This window comes from Streptomyces sp. NPDC001493, assembly GCF_053597235.1.
In genome coordinates, this window is record NZ_JBSFHV010000046.1 from 20,940 (window position 1) to 38,329 (window position 17,390).

Sequence of the window (17,390 nt, forward strand, 5' to 3'; positions counted from 1 at the left end):
TCCCAGGGCCCCGGCCGCAGACCCGCGCCGACGGCACGGTCGTCAAGGTCATGGTGGTGGACGACCACCCGATGTGGCGCGACGCCGTCGCCCGCGACCTGGCCGAGTCCGGGTTCGACGTCGTCGCGACCGCCGGCGACGGCCCGGGGGCCGTCCGCCGCGCCCATGCGGTCCGGCCCGACGTCCTCGTACTCGACCTGAACCTGCCGGGCCTGCCCGGGGTCCAGGTCTGCAAGGAGCTCGTGGCGCACCACCCCGGCCTGCGGGTGCTGGTGCTCTCCGCCAGCGGGGAGCACGCCGACGTGCTGGAGGCGGTGAAGTCCGGGGCCACCGGCTATCTGCTGAAGTCGGCCAGCACCCGGGAGCTGACCGAGGCGGTCCGCTCGACCGCGGCCGGCGACCCGGTCTTCACCCCGGGGCTGGCCGGACTCGTGCTCGGCGAGTACCGCAGGCTCGCCTCCGACCCTGCCCCGGCGGCCCCCGACGACCCGAAGGCGCCGCGCCTGACCGACCGGGAGACCGAGGTGCTCCGGCTGGTCGCCAAGGGTCTGTCGTACAAGCAGATCGCCGAGCGTCTGGTGATCTCGCACCGCACGGTCCAGAACCACGTCCAGAACACCCTCGGCAAGCTGCAGCTGCACAACCGGGTGGAGCTGGTCCGGTACGCCATCGAGCGCGGCCTCGACGACGTGTGAGCGGAGTCCGGCGGACCGGCCGGGGCGGGTCCCGCCCCGGCCGCCGCCGAGCGGCGCACCCGGTCACCCGGCCGTATATTCGCGGTGACCGGGTCATGTGCCGTACCGCAGCACCAACGGGAGACACCGTGGAAATCCTGGCATTCGGTGTGCAGGCCGACGAGAAGCCCCTGATCGAGAAGGCGTTCGCCGGGAAGCACGAGGTCCGCTGCCTGGAGGTGTTCCTCACCCCGGACACGGCTGCCCTCGCGGCGGGGTACGAGGTGATCTCCACCAGCGTCAACGCGGACCTCGGCGCCCAGGTGCTCCGGACCCTGGCGGCCGGCGGCACCCGGATGATCGCCCAGCGGTCCACCGGCTTCAACAACATCGACCTGGAGGTCGCCGGGTCGCTCGGCCTGCGCGTCGCCCGGGTCTCGTACTACTCGCCCTACTCCGTCGCCGAGTTCGCGTGGACCCTGGCGATGGCCGTGAACCGCAAGGTCATCCGCGCCGCGACCCGTACCCGCGACTTCGACTTCCGGCTCGCCGGACTCCTCGGCCGGGACATGCACGGCCGCACGGCCGGGGTGATCGGCACCGGCAAGATCGGTGAGGCGTTCACCCGGATCGCCCACGGATTCGGCATGAACCTGCTCGGCTGGGACGTCGCCGAGAACCCCGCCTGCGTGGAGCTGGGCATGCGGTACGTCGAGAAGGACCAGCTCTTCGCGGAGGCCGACCTCATCAGCCTGCACGTCCCCCTGCTGCCCGCCACCCACCACCTCATCGACCAGCGGGCCATGGCGCTGATGAAGCACGACGCGATCCTCATCAACTCCAGCCGGGGCGGCCTGGTCGACACCCGCGCCCTGGTCACCGAACTCCGCTCGGGCCACTTCCTCGGCGTCGGCCTCGACGTGTACGAGGAGGAGGCGGGGCTCTTCTTCCTGGACAAGTCGCTGGAGGGCATCGACGACGACACCCTCGCCCGTCTGCTGACCTTCCCGAACGTCCTGGTCACCTCCCACCAGGCGTACTACACCGAGGACGCGGTCGGCCAGATCATCGACGCCACCGCCGCCAACGTCGACGACTACCTCTCGGGACGCCGCGGCGACAACGTCCTGGTGCCGGCGGCCCCGGAGAAGTGAGCGCGGCGCGGGAGCCGGTGCCCGTCGTTCCCGCCGACGGGCACCGGCTCCGCGTGTTCAGCCGCGAACCGGCAGCCCCGCCAGCAGCTCGGTGACGATCGCCGAACCCCGCAGCGTCAGCACCGACTCCGGGTGGAACTGCACCGAGGCGAACCCGTCGCCGCGCAGCGCGTACAGCTCACCGGTGGCCCCGTCCCGGCTCACCTCGATGCCGTGCGCGCCCAGCTCGGCGGTGGCGGCGTCGTCGCACCGCGCCGCGAAGCTGTTGTAGAACCCCACCGTCTCCGGCCGGCCGAACAGCTCGATCCGCGTCTGCGCCCCCTGATGCGGTACCGCCTTGCGCACCACCTCCAGGCCCAGCTCCGCCGCGATCAGCTCGTGGCCCAGGCACACGCCCAGCAGCCCGTCCCGGTGATCGCGCACCAGCTCCGCCGCGACCGAGCGCAGCAGCACCATCTTGGCGTCGGTGGGATCGCCCGGGTTGCCCGGCCCGGGGCCCAGCACCACCGGCCCCCGGTGCGCCCGGACGGTCTCCCGCAACTCCGGGGCGTCGAACCGGAGGACCGACACGTCGAGGCCCGAGGCGCGCAGCAGATGCGCCAGCATCGAGGTGAAGGTGTCCTCGCCGTCCACCACCAGAGCGTGGCCCGACATCGCCCGGGCCGGCTCCTGCATCCGCAGCCAGAACGGCGCCAGCCCGCCCCGCCGGTCGTCCAGCGCCGACTGCACCCGGGGATCGGCGGCCAGCTGCGGCCCGGTCCGCTCCTGCGGCCGCCGCCCCGGCCGCACCCCGAGAGCCGCCAGCACCCCCGCCGCCTTGGCGTGGGTCTCGGCGACCTCGCCGTCCGGGTCCGAGTGGCGTACGAGGGTGGCGCCCACCGCCACCGCGAGCCCGCCGTCGGCCGTGATGTCGGCCGTACGGATCAGGATCGGCGAGTCGAGGGTCTGGGCGCCGTTCGCGTCCCGGCGCAGCAGCGCCAGCGCGCCGCTGTAGTAGCCGCGCCCGGTGGGCTCGTACCGCCGGATCACGCGGCACGCGTTCTGCACGGGGGAGCCGGTGACGGTCGCCGCGAACATGGTCTCCTTCAGCACCTCCCGCACGTCCAGCGTCGACTTCCCGCGCAGCTCGTACTCGGTGTGGGCGAGGTGGGCCATCTCCTTCAGCCGGGGCCCGACCACCACCCCGCCCATGTCGCCGACCGTGCACATCATCTTGAGTTCCTCGTCGACCACCATGGAGAGCTCCTCGGTCTCCTTGCGGTCGGCGAGGAAGTCCAGCAGGCTCTCGACGGTCGGGCCCTGCTCCGGGTAGCGGTACGTCCCGCTGATCGGGTTCATCACCACCGTGCCGCCGGACATCCGGACGTGGACCTCCGGGCTGGCGCCGACCAGGGTGCGCCCCCGGGGGCCGCCGGTGTGCACCACGAACGTCCAGTACGCGCCGCGCTCGCCCTCCAGCAGTCTGCGGAAGAGCGCCAGCGCGTCCGCCCGGCCGTAGCCGGGGATCTCGCCCCGGAACGTGCGCCGGATCACGAAGTTCGCACCCTCGCCCTGCCCGATCTCGTCCTCGATCACCCGCCGGACGATCCCCGCGTACTCCTCGTCCGGCACGTCGAACGCGCCGCCCGTCACCCGTACCTCGTGCGGGGGCAGCGCCGCCAGCACCTCGTCGAGCGGCAGCTCGTACGACTCGTCGGCGACCAGCACCGCGAGCGGCGTCCCGTCGTCGGTCACCTCGAAGTCCCGCTCGGCGATCTGCCGGTAGGGCACCAGGGCCAGCGAGGGCAGCTCGCCCACCGGCAGTTCGGCGAGGTGCGCCACCTCCCGGACCTCGCCGGTCAGCACCTCGACGGTGTCGTGGTCGCGGCCGGGCGTGCGGCGGCGCAGCAGGGCGAAGGGCGGGGCGTCGTCACGGAGGAGACGGTGGACGAGAGAGGCGGCGCGGTGCGGCATGAGCGTTCCTTCCAAGGGGATTTCCAAGGGGTTTCCCAGGGGGAGGAACCGCTCCGCGAACGCAGAAAAGGCCGCCCCTCGGGGCGGCCTTCGCGAAATGTTCAGCGCGAACTGTCAGCGGGCCGCCGTCGAGCGGGCCACCACCAGTTCCGGGTCGTGTGCGTGAACATGCGCCGATACTAGCGTCACAGCGCACGATCATGCGAGCAATCGTCTCAACTGTTGAGCGACCGGCTGGACGCAGCCCGTGACCCCGTACGCTGGTGCCCGTGACCGTGAACGCCAATACCTCCGTCGCCGGTGGCAACACCTGGCGAGACCTTCCCGCGGCGCAGCAGCCTGAGTACCCCGACTCCGAGGCGCTGCGCGATGTACTCGCGGACCTCGCGTCGTATCCGCCGCTCGTCTTCGCGGGCGAGTGCGACCAGCTGCGCACCCGCATGGGAGCCGTCGCCAAGGGCGAGGCGTTCCTGCTGCAGGGCGGCGACTGTGCCGAGGCCTTCGACGCCGTGTCCGCCGACCACATCCGGGCGAAGCTGAAGACGCTGCTCCAGATGAGCGCCGTCCTGACCTACGCGGCGGCCGTCCCGGTCGTCAAGGTGGGCCGCATCGCCGGGCAGTACTCCAAGCCGCGCTCCAAGCCGACCGAGACCCGCGACGGCGTGACCCTGCCGACGTACCGCGGCGACTCCGTCAACGGCTTCGCCTTCACCGAGGCCGCCCGCATCCCGGACCCCGAGCGCCTGAAGCAGATGTACCACGCGTCCGCTTCGACGCTGAACCTCGTCCGCGCCTTCACCACCGGCGGCTACGCCGACCTGCGCCAGGTGCACGCGTGGAACCAGGACTTCGTGCGGTCGTCCCCCTCGGGGCAGCGCTACGAGGCGCTGGCCCGCGAGATCGACAACGCGATGAACTTCATGAAGGCCTGCGGCACCGACCCGGCCGAGTTCAAGGCGGTTGAGTTCTACGCCTCGCACGAGGCGCTGCTGCTGGACTACGAGACGGCGCTGACCCGCACCGACTCGCGCACCGGCGAGCTGTACGACACCTCCGGGCACATGGTCTGGATCGGTGAGCGCACCCGCCAGATGGACGGCGCGCACATCGAGTTCGCGTCGAAGATCCGCAACCCGATCGGCATCAAGCTCGGTCCGACGACCACCGTCGACGAGGCGCTCAGCTACATCGACCGCCTGGACCCCGAGCGCGAGCCCGGCCGGCTGACCTTCGTCGTCCGCATGGGCGCCGGCAAGGTCCGCGACAAGCTCCCCGAGCTGGTCGAGAAGGTCACCGCCTCCGGCGCGGTCGTCGCCTGGGTCACCGACCCGATGCACGGCAACACCTTCGAGGCCGCCTCCGGCCACAAGACGCGCCGCTTCGACGACGTCCTGGACGAGGTCAAGGGCTTCTTCGAGGTGCACAAGGGCCTGGGCACCCACCCGGGCGGCATCCACGTCGAGCTCACCGGCGAGGACGTCACCGAGTGCGTCGGCGGCGGCCACGAGATCCTCGTGGACGACCTGCACCAGCGCTACGAGACCGCCTGCGACCCGCGGCTCAACCGCAGCCAGTCGCTCGACCTGGCCTTCCTCGTCGCGGAGATGTACCGCGACCAGTAGGCCGCAAGGCCCGGGAACGGGCCCGCGTCAACGCGCCCGTGGGGCACGGATCCATGTGATCCGTGCCCCACGGGCGTTCCGGGGCTTTTGCCCACCCGGTCCAATGGGTAAGGTTAGGTTTGCCTCACCGCATTGGAGGGGTGCTCGCACACTCCCGGGAGGTGAACCGCATGTACGTCTGCTCCTGCTTCGGCGTCACCGAACAGCAGGTGAAGCGCCATGCGGAGGCCGGGGCCTGCACCCCCCGCCAGATCGCCTCCGTCTGCAAGGCCGGCACCGACTGTGGTGGCTGCGTCCGCCGCATCCAGGCGCTGCTGGGCCGGGGCGAGTGCCCGCGCCGCGAGCTGCTGGAGCGCCGCTCCGACCCGTCGGCCGCGTCGGTGAGTCCTCCGGCCGCCGCGTTCCCCGAAGCCGCCTGACCGGAGCCGCCCGACCCGGAGCCGCCCGACCCGGAGCCGTAGGCTCTCGGCCGTCGGCCGGTGTGTCAGCCCTCCGGCTGCTCGATCTGCTGGGCGATGTAGAGCGGCTCGCCGAGCTTCTCCACCAGCTCCAGCTGGGTGTCCAGGTAGTCGATGTGGTGCTCCTCGTCCTCCAGGATCGACTCGAAGATGTTGGCCGAGGTGATGTCGCCCTTGGCCCGCATGACCTCGATCCCGCGCTTGAGGCGGTCGATCGCCTCCACCTCCACCTGGCGGTCGGCCTGGAACATCTCCGTCACCGTCTGGCCGACACGCACGTGGAAGAGGCGCTGGTAGTTCGGGAGGCCGTCGAGGAAGAGGATCCGGTCGGTCAGGATCTCCGCGTGCTTCATCTCGTCGAACGACTCGGCCCGGGTGTACTTGGCGAGCTTCGTCCAGCCGAAGTTGTCCTGCATCTTCGCGTGCAGGAAGTACTGGTTGATGGCAGTCAGTTCGGCCGTCAGCTGCTCGTTCAGGAACTCGATGACCTCGGGGTCGCCCTGCATCGCAGAGGCTCCTTCCAACCGGTGTACCGGACAGTTGGGCGCATCCTCGCACCGCACCACCCGGCCGTCCAGTAAGTACATGCTTAGTAGGTATTGCCCGTTATTCCCCGCCTGGTCACCACCACCCTTGCCTGTCTGTCACCATGGAGGCATGGGTCAGCCGGAGAGCGAGGAAAACCGCGTATCGGGACAGTCCGAGCTTCCGCCGGGCCAGCGTCTGCAACGCGGGTGGCCGGTGACCCACTACGGGCCCGTGCCCAAGTTCCGCCCCGAACGCTGGGAATTCCGGGTCTTCGGAGCGACCGCCGACGGCGAGAAGCGCTGCTGGAACCACGAGGAGTTCTCGGAACTCCCGTTCTCCTCGGTCGTCGCCGACCTCCACTGCGTGACCAAGTTCTCCATGCTGGGGTCCGAGTGGGGCGGAGTGCCCGCCTCCGTCATTCTCGGTCTCGCGCCGCCCGCCGACGACGTCACCCATGTGATGGTGTGGGCCGAATACGGCTTCTCCTCGAACCTCCGGCTCGCCGACTTCGCCTCGGACCGCACCCTCTTCGCCACCCACAAGGACGGCGACCTGCTCACCGCCGAGCACGGCTTCCCGCTGCGCCTGGTCGTCCCGCACCTGTACGCCTGGAAGGGCCCGAAGTGGGTCCGCGGCATCGAGTACATGACGGCCGACCGCCGCGGTTTCTGGGAGGAGCGCGGCTACCACAACATCGGCGACCCGTGGAGCGAGCAGCGCTACTCCTACCAGGAGAAGCCCGGGGACGGCCCGGAGCTCTGAGCCCGCCCGGCCCGGCCCGTGCCGCGCCCCAGCAGGCCCAGGTCAGGCACCCACGGAGTCCCGCAGCTCCTTCAGCCGCGCCACGTCCGCCGCATGCCCCTCTTTCCCGCCCGGCGTCTCGATGACCAGCGGCACCCCGGCCGTCGCCGGGTGCGCGAACAGCTCCCGGAACGGCTCCGCGCCGATGTGGCCCGAGCCGATGTTCTCGTGCCGGTCCTTGTGGGCGCCGACCACGTCCTTGGAGTCGTTGGCGTGGATCAGCTTCAGCCGCCCCTCACCGACCGTCTCCACCAGCAGGTCCAGGGTCTGCCGCATCCCGGACGGACCGGCCAGGTCGTGGCCCGCCGCGTAGATGTGACAGGTGTCCAGGCAGACGCCCAGCTTGGGATGGGAGTCCAGCGCCTCGAAGTACGGGCCGAAGTCCCAGGTCCGCGAGCAGAGCGAGGACCCCTGGCCGGCGGTCGACTCCAGCAGGAGATCGGGATCGTCCTCGTGGGTCAGCTCGTCCAGCAGCGGGAGCATGTGGTCACGCACCTGCGCCAGCGCCTCCTCGCGCGGCCGCCCGCCCGTCGCCGAACCGGTGTGGACGACGACGCCCAGCGCACCGATCTCGCGCGCCCGGCGCAGTGAGTGCCGCAGGGACTCCACGGACTTCTCCACGGTCGCCTCGGTGTGCGAGCCGAAGTTGATCAGGTACGGGGCGTGCACGTACACCGGCATGTCCCGGGCCTCGCACTCCTTGCGGAACAGCTCGTCCTGATCGGGTTTTCCCGCCGGAGTGGCCCAGCCGCGCGGGTTCGCGACGAAGACCTGGACGGTCTCGGCCGCCAGCTCGTCGGCGTAGCCGAGGCCGGTCTTCACCAGCCCGCCGGCCACCGGGACGTGTCCGCCCACCGGGTTGCGCATGTTCACAGTCCCTTGGTTCTGATGGTGATGGTCGATCCCTCGGCCGCCCGGCCGCCTCCGTCGACGGACTGGCTCCCGACCGTGTCGCTGAAGGAGAGGAACGGCCGGTCGACCTTGACCTCGAACCCGGCCTCCTCCAGGAGGTCCCGCGCCTCGTCGACGTCCTTGCCGGTGACGTCCGGCACCTCGATCATCCGGGGCCCCTTGGAGACGGTCAGCTGCACGGTGTCCCCCTCGGCCGCCTCGGCGCCGGGGGCCGGGGTCTGCTCGGCGACATCGCCGGCCACCTCGGGAGAGTTGACCCGGCCGGGCTTCGCCTCGGCCTTCAGCCCCTCCTCCTCCAGGGCGGCGGTCGCGTCCTCGACGGAGAGCCCGGAGACGTCCGGCACGTCGACCGGGGCGCCCTTGCTCACGACCAGTGCCACAGCGGAGTCGGGGTGGCGCCCGGTGCCCGCCTCGGGGTCCGTACGGACCACCTCGCCGCGCCCGACGTCCTCGCTGAACTCCCGGGTCACCATGCCGGGGGCCAGACCGGCCTCCTTCAGGGACCGGCGCGCGTCGGCCAGCGAGACGCCCGCCACGTCGGGGACCTCCACGATCTCCGGCCCGCGCGAGACGACCAGCTTCACCGACTCGTTGCCCCGGACCCGGTCGCCGGGTGCGGGGTCGCTGCTGATCACCGAGCCCCGGTCGACCGTGTCGCTGTACGCCCGGTCGACGGACTTCACGTCGAGCCCGGCGTCCGTGAGCCGCTTCTCCGCGGTCTCCTGGGGCTGGTTGAGGAGCGAGGGGACCTGGGTGAACTGGCCCGAGTTGATGTACCAGACACCACCCCCGGCCAGCAGCACCACCAGCAGCGCCGTGATCGCGGCGTAGACCCCGCGGCGCGGCCGGCCCCCGGCCCCGCCCGCCCGCGCCGTCCGCCGGGGCCGGCCGGGCGCGACCGACGCGGTGGCGGTGGCGGGCATCTCCAGCCGGCTCGTCCGGTGCGTGGTCCCCCGGTCCTCGGCCACGGCGCGCGGCAGCACGCTCGTACGGTCCTCGGCACCGGAGACACCCGAGCCGGGGCCGGCCGGGGCGTGCGCCTGCGGCGGTACGGCGTCCAGCTCCGCGTCGCTCAGCAGGGCCCGGGCCTCCAGGGTCTCGGAGAGCAGCACCACCGCGTCCTGGGCGCGGGCCCGGGCGTCGCGCGCGGTGGCCCCCGCGACCAGCGCGTCCAGCGCCGGGGAGAGCCCGGGGACGGCGGCGGAGGGCGGCGGCACGTCCTGGTTGAGGTGCTGGTAGATGATCTGGGCGGCGTTCTCGCCGGTGTGCGGCTTGGCGCCGGTCAGCATCTCGTACAGCACGACACCGCAGGCGTACACGTCGGAGCGGGTGTCCGCGGTACCGTGCTCGATCTGCTCCGGGGCGAGGTAGGAGACCGTGCCCAGCAGGGAACCGGTGGTGTCGGTGGCGGTGCCGACCGCGCGGACCAGCCCGAAGTCGGCGACCTTCACCCAGCCGTCGTCCCCTATCAGGACGTTCTCCGGCTTCATGTCGCGGTGCACGAACCCCGCCCGGTGCGCCGCGCCCAGCGCCGCCAGCACCGGCTCCAGGATGTCGAGCGCGGCGCGCGGCTGGAGCGCACCCCGGTCCCGCAGCACCTCGCGGAGGGTGCACCCCGCGACGTACTCCATGGCGAGGTAGACGTACGCGCCCTCGGCGCCCTGGTCGAAGACGGACACCACGTTGGGGTGCGCGAGACGCGCCACCGACTTCGCCTCGCGGATGAAGCGCTCGACGAACGAGGCGTCGGCCGCGAGCGCGGGGTGCATCACCTTGAGGGCGAGCACCCGGTCGAGCCGGATGTCCACGGCCCGGTAGACCGTGGCCATCCCGCCCACGGCGATGCGCGCGTCGACGCGGTAGCGGCCGTCGAGCAGCCGTCCGAGCAGCGGGTCCTGGAGGGTCGTGTCCACCCGACGAGTCTACGAGCCGCCGCGGACACCCCGGGCTCCCCGGAGCGGGCCCGGGGCCGTATCGCAGCCGAGCCGTGACAACACGGCCGCCCGGGGCGGCCCCCCCGGTCAGAACGCCGGGCGCTCCGGGTCCAGCACCGCCCGGCCCTCCACCGGGGAGGACGCCTCGGCGAAGTGCCGGCGGGGGATGCGGCCCGCCCGGCGGGCGAGACGGCCGCCGTCCACCGCGTGCCGCATCGCCGACGCCATCAGCTCCGGCTCCTGCGCCCGGGTCACCGCCGAGGCGAGCATCACCGCCGCGCACCCCAGCTCCATCGCCAGCGCCGCGTCCGAGGCGGTGCCCGCACCCGCGTCCAGGATCACCGGGACCCCGGCCCGCTCCACGATCAGCTCGAAGTTGTGCGGGTTGCGGATACCGAGGCCGGAGCCGATGGGGGAGCCGAGCGGCATGACCGCCGCGCAGCCCACGTCCTCCAGCTTCCGCGCGAGGACCGGGTCGTCGTTGGTGTAGGGCAGCACGGTGAACCCGTCGTCGACGAGGATCTCCGCCGCGTCCAGCAGCTCGACGGGGTCCGGCAGCAGGGTCCGCTCGTCGGCCACCACCTCCAGCTTCACCCAGTCGGTGCCGAGTGCCTCCCGGGCCAGCCGGGCGGTCAGCACCGCCTCGCCCGCGGTGAAGCAGCCCGCGGTGTTGGGCAGCACCTGGATGGAGAGGCGTTCCAGGACGGAGAGGACCGAACCCTGCACGGTCGGGTCGAGCCTGCGCATCGCGACGGTGGTCAGCTCGGTGCCGGAGGCGACGAGCGCCCGCTCCAGCACGTCCAGGCTCGGGGCACCGCCGGTGCCCATGATCAGCCGGGACGAGAACGTGCGCCCGCCCAGCGGGAAGAGGTCGTCGGACATGGTCAGCCTCCCTGCACCGCGGTGAGGACCTCGATCCGGTCGCCCCCGGCGAGGGCGGTGGAGTCCCAGGCCGAGCGCGGCACCACGCTCTCGTTGACGGCGGCGGCGACCCCGGAGGCCGCCCGGCTGAGGGTCGCCACCAGGGCGCCCAGGGTGGTGCCGGCGCGGACCTCGCGCGGGTCACCGTTGACGGAGACGCTCACGGTGGCGGCCGGGTCGGCCGCGTCCACTGTTCGATCGGTCATGCGTACTGCTCCTCGCGCGCGGGGACGACTGGGGTGGTGAAGCGGCCCGGCGCGAACGGGCGGGCCACCTCCGGCAGCTCGCCGGTGGTCAGCGCGTGCGCCATGGCGTCGCCGGTGACAGGGGTGAGCAGCACCCCGTTGCGGCCGTGGCCGGTGGCGACGAGCAGCCCCGGCAGCGCGGTCGGGCCGAGCACCGGCGCGTTGTCGGGGGTGGCGGGACGCAGCCCGGCCAGGGTCTCGGTGAGCGGCAGCTCGGTGATGCCCGGCACCAGCTCGTGGGCGTCGCGCAGCAGCTCGTACACCCCGCCCGCCGTCACCGTGGTGTCCCAGCCCATCTCCTCGCTCGTCGCGCCGACGACCAGCTCGCCGTTCTCGCGCGGTACGAGGTACAGGTCCTGGCCCCGCACCACCGCGCGCACGGTCCGGCTGAGGAAGGGGGCGTACGCGCGCGGCACGGTCAGCCGCAGCACCTGGCCCTTCACCGGACGCACCGGCGGGGCGACGCCCTCCGGCAGGCCGGGGAGCCGGCCGCTGAGGGTTCCGGCGGCCAGCACCACCTGGCCGGCCGAGACCGCCGTACCGTCCGCGAGCAGCGCACCTGCTGCCCGGCCGCGCGCGGTCTCCAGACGCTCGCAGGGGCTGCGGTGGAAGACCACCCCGGCCCGCTCGCAGGCCGTCAGCAGTGCGGCCGCCAGCCGGCGCGGGTCGACCTGGTGGTCGCCGTCCACCCGCAGCCCGCCCCGTACGCCCGGCGCCAGCATCGGCTCCAGCCGGCGGCACTCGCGCCCCGACAGCCACTGCGAATCCAGGCCGGACCGCTCCTGGAGGGCGTGCAGCTCGCGCAGGTGCGCCCGGTCGTCGGAGTCCAGCGCCACCGCGAGGGTGCCGCAGGCGCGGAAGCCGGTCTCCCGGCCGCTCGCCGCCTCCAGCTCCGCCACGAACTCCGGGTAGCGGGCGGCGGAGGCGAGGTTGAGCCCGAGCAGCATCTGCTCGCCATAGTGGAGTTCGGTGACGGCGGCCAGCATCCCGGCCGCCACCCGGGCGGCCCCGCCGCCCGGTTCCGGATCGGCGACGGCCGTCCGCAGCCCCGCCCGCGCCGCCCGCCAGGCGGTCACCAGGCCGATGATGCCGCCCCCGACGACGAGCACGTCGTACGAGGGGCCCCGGCGGTCAGTGCCGCTCGTGCCCCCGCCCGCGGTGCCGCCGCCCGCCGTGCTGCCGCCCGCGGCGGCAGACGGTTCCTGTGAAGCATGCATGGGTGTCCAGCCCCTCCCTTCGCCGGCATGACCCGGATCAGGTTCGTACGGTCGGAGGCCGCCAGCCTCCCTCTCAGCCCGGTGCGTCCGGGCTCCCGCGAGTGTCTTTCCGCAGCCACCCTAAACCCCGCCGTCCGCGCGGTACGAAGGAGCCGCCGGGGCGGCCCGCGCACCCCGAGGACTGAGGGTGCGTCAGGTGCTCAGGGGGTGTCCGGTTGATCAAGGTCGGAAGGGGCGCGGCGGTCGGAGCGGTGCATCGCAAGGCGCCGTTCCGGGCGTCGCGACCCCGGCCATGATCCGTCGGACACCCCCCTAGGGTGGGAGTGTGAGCGAACAGAGCGGGCAGCGGGCGCCGGAGCACGGCGTCGTCATCGTCGGAGCGGGCATGGCGGGGGTGCAGACCGCCGTCGCCCTGCGGGACGAGGGGTACACCGGGCCCGTCACCCTGATCGGCGCGGAGCCGCACCAGCCCTACGACCGGCCGCCGCTCTCCAAGGCCGTGCTCCTCGGCACCGCCGAGCACTCCGCCTTCGGCATCGACTTCGAGGCGCTCGACGTCGATCTGCGCCTCGGGCTCTCCGTCACCGGCCTGCGCCCCGCCGACCGGGAGGTGGACACCCCGGACGGCCCGGTGCCCTACGACGTCCTGGTCGTCGCCACCGGCGCCGAACCCCTGACGCTGCCCGGCGCCGCCGGGGTCCCCGGCACCCACCTGCTGCGCACCCTGGACGACGCGGCCCGGCTGCGGCCCGTCCTCGCCGAGCGTCACGACGTCGTCGTGGTCGGCGCGGGCTGGATCGGCGCCGAGTTCGCCACCGCCGCCCGCGCCGCCGGCTGCACGGTCACTGTCGTGGAGGCCGCCGGCCGCCCGCTCGCCGGGGTGCTGCCCGCCGAGGTCACCGCCCCCATGGCCGACTGGTACGCGCACGGCGGTGCCACCCTCCTCACCGGCGCCCGGGTCGACCGCGTCGAACCCGGCGCCGTGGTCCTCGCCGACGGCCGCAGGCTCCCGGCCGGCGCGGTGGTCGTCGGCATCGGCGCCCGCCCCGCCACCGGCTGGCTCACCGGCTCCGGCATCGCGCTCGGCCCCGACGGATCGGTCACCGCCGACGCCTCGCTGCGCACCTCGGCGCCCGGGGTGTACGCCGTGGGGGACTGCGCCTCGTACCCCTCCGCCCGTTACGGCGCACGCCTCCTGGTGCACCACTGGGACAACGCGCTCCAGGGCCCGCGCACGGTCGCGGCGGGCATCACGGGAGCCGGGGGGGCCGGCACCCCGGAGCCGTACGACCCGGTGCCGTACTTCTGGTCCGAGCAGTTCGGCCGGTTCGTCCAGTACGCCGGGCACCACGCGGACGCCGACACCCTGCTGTGGCGCGGCGACCCCGCCGACGAGGAGTGGACCGTGCTCTGGCTGCGCGACGGCGCGCTGGTCGCCCTGCTGGCGGTCGGCCGTCCGCGCGATCTCACCCAGGGCCGCAAGCTCGTCGCCTCCGGCCGGGCCGTCGACCCCGAACGGGCCGCCGACCCCGCCGTACCCCTGAAGTCCGCCGTCCGCTGAGCCCCGGGGCGCCGCCCGCGCGCGCCCTCACGACCCCGTCCGACCCCCGTGCGACCTGCGCGGACGCAGTCCTGACGTGGTCCGTACGGTCGGCCCGGCTTCCGGCTGTCGGTCCCAGATGGCACGCTTGTCCTCGTGACCGAGATTGACGCAAAGATCGATGCTCTCGTCCCTGCCTGGCTCCACCTCCCCGACATCGCGGAACTCCTCGATGTCGAGGTGACGCGCGTGCGGCAGCTGGTCAAGGAAGGCCAGCTGATCGCGGTGCGCCGCGGTGAGAACCGGACGCTCCAGGTGCCTGCCGCCTTCATCGACGGCGACAAGGTGGTCAAGGGCCTCGCGGGGACCCTGACGCTCCTGAGGGACGACGGCTATTCCGACGAAGAGATGCTGGACTGGCTCTTCACCCCCGACCCGACCCTGCCGGGAACCCCCGCGCAGGCGCTGAGCGAGAATCGCGGGACGGAGGTGAAGCGCCGCGCCCAGGCGCTCGCCGTCTGACCGAGACGACCGCACACGTGGTCGCGGGCCGTGCACTCCACGGCCCGCGCCCGCGGTGACCCACGGGGGGAACTCCTTCATGTCCACGCCGCGCCACCTGCTCGCCGACGCCCGTCTCTATCTGTGCACGGACGCCCGCAGGCGGCAGGGCGACCTCCCCGCGTTCCTCGACGCCGTGCTCTCCTCCGGCGTGGACATCGTCCAGCTGCGGGACAAGGGCATGGAGGCCGCCGAGGAACTGGAACACCTCCAGGTGTTCGCGGAGGCCTGCGCGCGCCACGGCAAGCTCCTCGCCGTCAACGACCGCGCGGACGTCGCCCACGCCATCGGCGCGGACGTCCTCCACCTCGGCCAGGGCGACCTGCCGGTCCCCGCCGCCCGCGCGATCATCGGCGCGACCCCGCTGATCGGCCGCTCCACGCACGCCGAGTCCGAGGTGGACGCGGCCGCCGCACAGCCCGGCGTCGACTACTTCTGCACCGGCCCCTGCTGGCCCACCCCGACCAAGCCCGGCCGCCACGCCCCCGGCCTCGACCTGGTGCGGTACGCCGCTTCCCTGGACACCCCCCGCCCGTGGTTCGCCATCGGCGGCATCGACGCGGGCAATCTCGACGAGGTGCTGGACGCCGGTGCCCGGCGCGTCGTGGTGGTCCGCGCGATCACCGAGGCCGACGACCCGGCCGCGGCCGCGGCCGGCCTGGCGAAGCGCGTCCGCGAGCGCTGACCGCCAGCCCGTCGTCACCCGCCCGTCGTCACCCGTGCGGCGGACCCGCGTCGCGGACCCACGCCGGGGCCGGAGCGCCGGGCGGGCGCGCACTGTCCGAGGCGTGGACGGTATTCACCGCAATACGGACATATGTCCCGCTCTGGTTGGGGGACGGCCGCACCCTGGTTAACCTCGCGGTATGGCCCTTGGCACCTCCTCCACCCGGACGGACCGCGCACGCACCGTGCGTGAGCTGCTCGCGTCCGGCAAGACGTCGTACTCCTTCGAGTTCTGGGCACCCAAGACCGAGAAGGGCGAGCGGAACCTCTGGAACGCGCTGCGCCGGGTCGAGGCCGTGGGCCCCAGCTTCGTCTCCGTGACGTACGGAGCCGGAGGTTCCACCCGGGCGGGCACGGTCCGCGCGACGCAGCAGATCGCGGCCGACAGCACGCTCACCCCCGTCGCGCACCTCACCGCGGTCAACCACTCCGTCGCGGAACTGCGCAACATGATCGGCCAGTACGCCGACGCCGGGATCAGGAACATCCTCGCCGTGCGCGGAGACCCGCCGGGCGACCCGATGGGCGAGTGGGTCGAGCACCCGGAGGGCGTGCGGTACGCCGCCGACCTGGTGCGGCTCATCAAGGAATCCGGCGATTTCTGCGTCGGCGTCGCCGCCTTTCCCGAAATGCACCCCAGGTCGACCGACTGGGAAACGGACACCCGCCACTTCGTGGACAAATGCCGGGCCGGTGCCGATTACGCCATCACGCAGATGTTCTTCGAACCCGGGGACTATCTCCGGATGCGTGACCGTGTGGTCGCCGCGGGTTGCGACACACCCATCATTCCGGAGGTCATGCCGGTCACCAGCGTCAAGCAGCTCGAACGTTTTCCCCAGCTGAGCAACGCGGCCGTGCCCCGGGTCCTCGAAGAACGCATCCACGCCGTCAAGGACGATCCGGCCGCTGTACGCTCCATTGGCATCGAGTTCGCAACGGAGTTCTGCGCGAAGCTGCTGTCCGAAGGTGTGCCCGGACTGCACTTCATCACGCTCAACAACTCGACGGCAACGCTCGAAATCTACGAGAATCTCGGACTGCACAAGCAGTCGTGACCGGCCGTACCCGCCCCCGATCCGGCGGCGGCGGCCGTAGAAGGTGGGGCGGGCGTGGGCTGGACGGTCCTCTACATCGCTTTCGGCGTGGTGGCGTTGTGGCTGCTGGGTGAGGTGCTGCTGCAGTACAAGGCACGGCTGCGCTGGAGGCTCCTCGCCTTCTCCGGATTCCTCTGCGTGGTGCTCGGCGTCCTGATCCCGTCCGTGCTGGTCATCGTCGTGGGCGCGATCGCGTTCGCGGTGGGCCAGACCTACGTGACGCTCTCCTTCCGGCGGGGCTTCTCCACCGGGTGGGCCATAGGGGGCAGCCCCGGGGCCAGCCGCCGTCGCCGCGGCGAGCGGCGCCCCGCCAAGGAGGAGCCCGTCCTGGAGGTCTCCGACCTGGAGTACGAGGAACCGGCCGCGCCCGCCCAGGACCAGCAGGCCGCCGTGTACGAGCCGGAACCCATGCCGGAGGAGACCGGCCAGTACGGCGTGTACAGCCCGAGCACGAGCCCGTACGCGCAGCCGGGCGGCGACCAGGGGTACCAGGAGCAGTACCAGCAGGAGCCCCAACCGGCCGGCGCCCAGCCCCAGTTCGCCGCCCACGACCCGTACAGCGGCTACGGCGAGCCCGCACAGAACCCCTCGTACGACAGCGGGTACGCCTACGGCACCGACCAGCACAGCTATGCGGCGTACTCCGACCCGTACATCGGTACCGGCGGCACGGCCGCCCCGTCGTACGCGTCCTACGACGCCTACGGCAACAGCACCGGCTACGACCCCGGGCCGAGCGGGTACGACGGCTATCCGAACCAGCAGCAGTACACCGAGCCGTACGCCGCCCAGCCGTACGCCGCCGACACCCCGCCGGGGGGTGTCTGGGTGCCGCAGCAGCGCGAGGGCGAGCAGTACCCGCAGGGCACGCCCGCCCCGTACGGCAGCGGCTACCCGGCCGGTGACGACGGATACGGCAACGGCAACGGCTACGACCCCGGCCAGAACGAGCAGTACCGCTACTGACACGACCGGCTCCGCGAAGCTCATCCCCTCGGGCTATTACGGAAACCTCCGCGAGGTTCTCGACGTCGTCGTGGAGAACAC

Annotated in this window: 17 protein-coding genes and 1 riboswitch; of the genes, 10 read left to right on the plus strand and 7 right to left on the minus strand. The window is 72.7% G+C overall.

What is annotated here, in order from left to right; all coding sequences use genetic code 11:
* Window positions 1-50 precede the first annotated feature (50 nt).
* Together ACWCWD_RS36045 and ACWCWD_RS36050 are read left to right on the plus strand one after the other, a co-directional pair.
* Window positions 51-695 (plus strand): response regulator, encoded by a 645-nt coding sequence (locus ACWCWD_RS36045; protein ID WP_450779738.1) that lies wholly within the window; start codon window positions 51-53, stop codon window positions 693-695.
* Window positions 696-823: 128 nt separating this feature from the next.
* Window positions 824-1,828, plus strand: a complete 1,005-nt coding sequence (locus ACWCWD_RS36050) for a 2-hydroxyacid dehydrogenase (RefSeq protein WP_450779713.1) — start codon at window positions 824-826, stop codon at window positions 1,826-1,828.
* Window positions 1,829-1,885: 57 nt separating this feature from the next.
* Here ACWCWD_RS36050 and ACWCWD_RS36055 read toward each other — a convergent pair whose 3' ends face one another.
* Complete coding sequence (locus ACWCWD_RS36055; RefSeq protein WP_450779715.1) at window positions 1,886-3,781, minus strand: anthranilate synthase family protein; 1,896 nt, start codon at window positions 3,779-3,781, stop codon at window positions 1,886-1,888.
* Between the two features lie 275 nt (window positions 3,782-4,056).
* Between ACWCWD_RS36055 and ACWCWD_RS36060 the strand changes: the two genes are divergently transcribed.
* Complete coding sequence (locus ACWCWD_RS36060) at window positions 4,057-5,403, plus strand: class II 3-deoxy-7-phosphoheptulonate synthase (protein ID WP_450779740.1); 1,347 nt, start codon at window positions 4,057-4,059, stop codon at window positions 5,401-5,403.
* 170 nt (window positions 5,404-5,573) lie between these two features.
* Window positions 5,574-5,822 (plus strand): (2Fe-2S)-binding protein, encoded by a 249-nt coding sequence (locus ACWCWD_RS36065; RefSeq protein ID WP_450779742.1) that lies wholly within the window; start codon window positions 5,574-5,576, stop codon window positions 5,820-5,822.
* 65 nt (window positions 5,823-5,887) lie between these two features.
* Here ACWCWD_RS36065 and bfr read toward each other — a convergent pair whose 3' ends face one another.
* Window positions 5,888-6,367 (minus strand): bacterioferritin, encoded by a 480-nt coding sequence (gene bfr / locus ACWCWD_RS36070; protein WP_275494630.1) that lies wholly within the window; start codon window positions 6,365-6,367, stop codon window positions 5,888-5,890.
* A 151-nt stretch (window positions 6,368-6,518) separates the two neighbouring features.
* Here bfr and ACWCWD_RS36075 point away from each other — a divergent pair, with 151 nt between their 5' ends.
* Window positions 6,519-7,151 carry a sulfite oxidase-like oxidoreductase gene (locus ACWCWD_RS36075; RefSeq protein WP_450779718.1) on the plus strand — a complete coding sequence of 211 codons (633 nt, stop codon included), beginning with the start codon at window positions 6,519-6,521 and terminating at the stop codon, window positions 7,149-7,151.
* A gap of 42 nt (window positions 7,152-7,193) precedes the next feature.
* On the opposite strand, the gene ACWCWD_RS36080 is transcribed toward ACWCWD_RS36075, so the two are convergent.
* The 5 genes from ACWCWD_RS36080 to thiO all read right to left on the minus strand — a co-directional run bounded on the left by ACWCWD_RS36080 (window position 7,194) and on the right by thiO (window position 12,419).
* Window positions 7,194-8,057 (minus strand): deoxyribonuclease IV, encoded by an 864-nt coding sequence (locus tag ACWCWD_RS36080; protein ID WP_450779720.1) that lies wholly within the window; start codon window positions 8,055-8,057, stop codon window positions 7,194-7,196.
* A 2-nt stretch (window positions 8,058-8,059) separates the two neighbouring features.
* Window positions 8,060-10,015, minus strand: a complete 1,956-nt coding sequence (gene pknB, locus ACWCWD_RS36085) for a Stk1 family PASTA domain-containing Ser/Thr kinase (RefSeq protein ID WP_450779722.1) — start codon at window positions 10,013-10,015, stop codon at window positions 8,060-8,062.
* A gap of 108 nt (window positions 10,016-10,123) precedes the next feature.
* The gene (locus tag ACWCWD_RS36090) at window positions 10,124-10,918 is read right to left on the minus strand and encodes a thiazole synthase (RefSeq protein WP_450779723.1); all 795 of its coding nucleotides are present in this window, start codon (window positions 10,916-10,918) and stop codon (window positions 10,124-10,126) included.
* A gap of 2 nt (window positions 10,919-10,920) precedes the next feature.
* The gene (gene thiS, locus ACWCWD_RS36095; protein WP_450779725.1) at window positions 10,921-11,163 is read right to left on the minus strand and encodes a sulfur carrier protein ThiS; all 243 of its coding nucleotides are present in this window, start codon (window positions 11,161-11,163) and stop codon (window positions 10,921-10,923) included.
* Window positions 11,160-12,419, minus strand: coding sequence for a glycine oxidase ThiO (thiO, locus tag ACWCWD_RS36100; RefSeq protein WP_450779727.1), 1,260 nt, complete (start codon window positions 12,417-12,419; stop codon window positions 11,160-11,162). The genes thiS and thiO overlap by 4 nt, the downstream gene beginning before the upstream one ends.
* Window positions 12,417-12,528, minus strand: a riboswitch (TPP riboswitch). It overlaps the preceding gene by 3 nt.
* A gap of 276 nt (window positions 12,529-12,804) precedes the next feature.
* Between thiO and ACWCWD_RS36105 the strand changes: the two genes are divergently transcribed.
* The 5 genes from ACWCWD_RS36105 (at window position 12,805) to ACWCWD_RS36125 (ending at window position 17,309) form a co-directional block, all read left to right on the plus strand.
* On the plus strand, window positions 12,805-13,980 hold the full coding sequence (locus ACWCWD_RS36105) for an NAD(P)/FAD-dependent oxidoreductase (RefSeq protein WP_450779744.1): 1,176 nt from the start codon (window positions 12,805-12,807) through the stop codon (window positions 13,978-13,980).
* Window positions 13,981-14,115: 135 nt separating this feature from the next.
* Window positions 14,116-14,481: an Rv2175c family DNA-binding protein gene (locus ACWCWD_RS36110; RefSeq protein ID WP_450779729.1), complete on the plus strand. Its 366-nt coding sequence runs from the start codon at window positions 14,116-14,118 to the stop codon at window positions 14,479-14,481.
* A gap of 79 nt (window positions 14,482-14,560) precedes the next feature.
* Window positions 14,561-15,205, plus strand: coding sequence for a thiamine phosphate synthase (gene thiE, locus ACWCWD_RS36115; RefSeq protein ID WP_450779731.1), 645 nt, complete (start codon window positions 14,561-14,563; stop codon window positions 15,203-15,205).
* A 181-nt stretch (window positions 15,206-15,386) separates the two neighbouring features.
* The gene (metF, locus tag ACWCWD_RS36120) at window positions 15,387-16,304 is read left to right on the plus strand and encodes a methylenetetrahydrofolate reductase [NAD(P)H] (RefSeq protein WP_450779732.1); all 918 of its coding nucleotides are present in this window, start codon (window positions 15,387-15,389) and stop codon (window positions 16,302-16,304) included.
* Window positions 16,305-16,358: 54 nt separating this feature from the next.
* Window positions 16,359-17,309: a hypothetical protein gene (locus ACWCWD_RS36125; RefSeq protein WP_450779734.1), complete on the plus strand. Its 951-nt coding sequence runs from the start codon at window positions 16,359-16,361 to the stop codon at window positions 17,307-17,309.
* Window positions 17,310-17,390 lie beyond the last annotated feature (81 nt).

Excerpts from the sequence above, each read along its gene's own strand:
- ACWCWD_RS36045 (WP_450779738.1), top strand. The coding sequence starts at position 51 with ATGGTGGTGGACGACCACCCGATGTGGCGCGACGCCGTCGCCCGCGAC.
- ACWCWD_RS36055 (WP_450779715.1), bottom strand. The coding sequence starts at position 3,781 with ATGCCGCACCGCGCCGCCTCTCTCGTCCACCGTCTCCTCCGTGACGAC.
- ACWCWD_RS36065 (WP_450779742.1), top strand. The coding sequence starts at position 5,574 with ATGTACGTCTGCTCCTGCTTCGGCGTCACCGAACAGCAGGTGAAGCGC.
- bfr (WP_275494630.1), bottom strand. The coding sequence starts at position 6,367 with ATGCAGGGCGACCCCGAGGTCATCGAGTTCCTGAACGAGCAGCTGACG.
- ACWCWD_RS36075 (WP_450779718.1), top strand. The coding sequence starts at position 6,519 with ATGGGTCAGCCGGAGAGCGAGGAAAACCGCGTATCGGGACAGTCCGAG.
- ACWCWD_RS36080 (WP_450779720.1), bottom strand. The coding sequence starts at position 8,057 with ATGCGCAACCCGGTGGGCGGACACGTCCCGGTGGCCGGCGGGCTGGTG.
- ACWCWD_RS36090 (WP_450779723.1), bottom strand. The coding sequence starts at position 10,918 with ATGTCCGACGACCTCTTCCCGCTGGGCGGGCGCACGTTCTCGTCCCGG.
- thiS (WP_450779725.1), bottom strand. The coding sequence starts at position 11,163 with ATGACCGATCGAACAGTGGACGCGGCCGACCCGGCCGCCACCGTGAGC.
- thiO (WP_450779727.1), bottom strand. The coding sequence starts at position 12,419 with ATGCATGCTTCACAGGAACCGTCTGCCGCCGCGGGCGGCAGCACGGCG.
- ACWCWD_RS36105 (WP_450779744.1), top strand. The coding sequence starts at position 12,805 with ATGGCGGGGGTGCAGACCGCCGTCGCCCTGCGGGACGAGGGGTACACC.
- thiE (WP_450779731.1), top strand. The coding sequence starts at position 14,561 with ATGTCCACGCCGCGCCACCTGCTCGCCGACGCCCGTCTCTATCTGTGC.
- metF (WP_450779732.1), top strand. The coding sequence starts at position 15,387 with ATGGCCCTTGGCACCTCCTCCACCCGGACGGACCGCGCACGCACCGTG.